Here is a 1,601-nt window from a genome sequence, read left to right as displayed (position 1 = left end):
CCTCCCGTCCCCCGGGTGCCTCCCGTGCCCCGGTACGGGCCGCACCGTGCGGACTGCCCCTGGTGCGGCTCCCGGCGGCTGCGCGCCCGCCCGCGCCGCGAGGGCCCGCGCCGGGCCGGCCCCGGCCGGTCCGTCCTCGAACGCTGCCTGGACTGCCGGCACGTCTTCCGCAACCCCCCGTTCACGCCCGGACCCGAGCACCCGCTGGTCCGGGCGGGGGTCCGGCTGAGACACGGCCTGGCCGCCCGCGCGATGCTCCGCCGCCGCCCCGACCCCGAGAGCTGGCTCGACGTGGGCACCGGCGACGCCGACTTCCCCCGCACCGCGCGCGAGTACTTCCCGTACACCTCCTTCGACGGCCTGGACCCCACCCACCGGGTCCTGCGCGCCCGCGCGGTCGAGCGTGTCGAGGAGGCGTTCGTCGGCCGGCTGACGGACCCGCACATCGCGGCCCGGCTGCGCGCCCGCTACGACGTGGTGAGCCTCTTCCAGCAGTTGGAACGCGTCCCGGACCCCCGCGCCGAACTGCGCGCCGCCCTCCACGTGCTCCGCCCCGGCGGCCACCTGCTCGTCGACGTGGCGGACCCGCGCCGCCTGACCTCCCTTCCCGGCGCCTCGCACCCGGCGGGCCTGCGCGCCGAACTGGTGGCCCAGGGCTGCACGGTGCTCACCGGCGTGCGGACGCACCGCGTCATCGCGCGCAAGGACGCCTCAGCCCCGTAGCAGCAGTGCCTGGCCCGCGACCACCACAAGCACCTGCTCGCACTCGGCCGCGAACGCCGCGTTGAGCCGCCCGAGTTCGTCCCGGTAGCGGCGGCCCGAGGCGGTGGCGGGCACGATGCCCGAGCCCACCTCGTTCGACACCGCGACGAGGGTGCGGCGGGTGGCGCGCACCGCCTCCGTCAGCTCCCGCACCCGGTCCCGCAGGGCTCGTTCGCCGCCGGCCGCCCACTCCGCGTCGTCCCACGCCCCGACGGCGTCCATCGCGTCCGTCAGCCACAGTGACAGGCAGTCGACGAGCAGCGCCGGCCCGTCGTCCTTCAGCAGCGGCACCAGGTCGCACGTCTCGACGGTGCGCCACGAGCCCGGCCGCCGCTCCCGGTGGGCGCAGACCCGCGACGCCCACTCGGTGTCCCCGTTGCGGGAGCCTCCGGTCGCGACGTAGAGCACGTCGGGGAAGGCCTCCAGCCGTCGCTCGGCCTCCACCGACTTGCCCGACCGGGCCCCGCCCAGTACGAGGGTGCGCCGCGGTACGTCGGGAACGTCCTCGTAGGAGCCGACCACCAGCGTCGTCCCGTCCGGCACGGCCCGCGCTCCGGCCGCCGCGAGCCGCCGGTCCAGTTCCGGGCCCGGCGGCACGTCGTGGTCCAGGTGGACGGTGACTACGTCCGTCGTCGGCCCCGCGGCGCCCACCGCCCGCAGCCTCGCCAGCGCGTCCGGTCGCCCCACGACGTCCGCGACGACCAGGTCGTAGGACTCGGCGGGCTCCTCCAGACCGGCCGGCGCGCCGCCCGGCGGCAGATACAGCAGCCGCTGCCCGTCAGGACCGGTCACGGCGTACCCGGTGCCCGGCGCGTCCATCGCCACCGCCCGCACCCGGT

Annotated in this window: 2 protein-coding genes; one reads left to right on the top strand and one right to left on the bottom strand. The window is 77.3% G+C overall.

What is annotated here, in order from left to right:
• Positions 1–15: 15 nt before the first annotated feature.
• The gene (locus tag EBH09_RS09740) at positions 16–723 is read left to right on the top strand and encodes a class I SAM-dependent methyltransferase (RefSeq protein WP_238697302.1); all 708 of its coding nucleotides are present in this window, start codon (positions 16–18) and stop codon (positions 721–723) included.
• Here the strand turns inward: EBH09_RS09740 and EBH09_RS09735 are convergent.
• On the bottom strand, positions 712–1,601 hold an 890-nt coding region (locus tag EBH09_RS09735; RefSeq protein WP_238697253.1), incomplete at its 5' end, for a bifunctional adenosylcobinamide kinase/adenosylcobinamide-phosphate guanylyltransferase. The genes EBH09_RS09740 and EBH09_RS09735 overlap by 12 nt on opposite strands.

Source organism: Streptomyces sp. E2N166 (genome assembly GCF_003671715.1).
In the GTDB taxonomy this organism is placed as follows: Bacteria; Actinomycetota; Actinomycetes; order Streptomycetales; family Streptomycetaceae; genus Streptomyces; species Streptomyces thinghirensis.
This window is presented reverse-complemented; position numbering and strand designations above follow the sequence as displayed.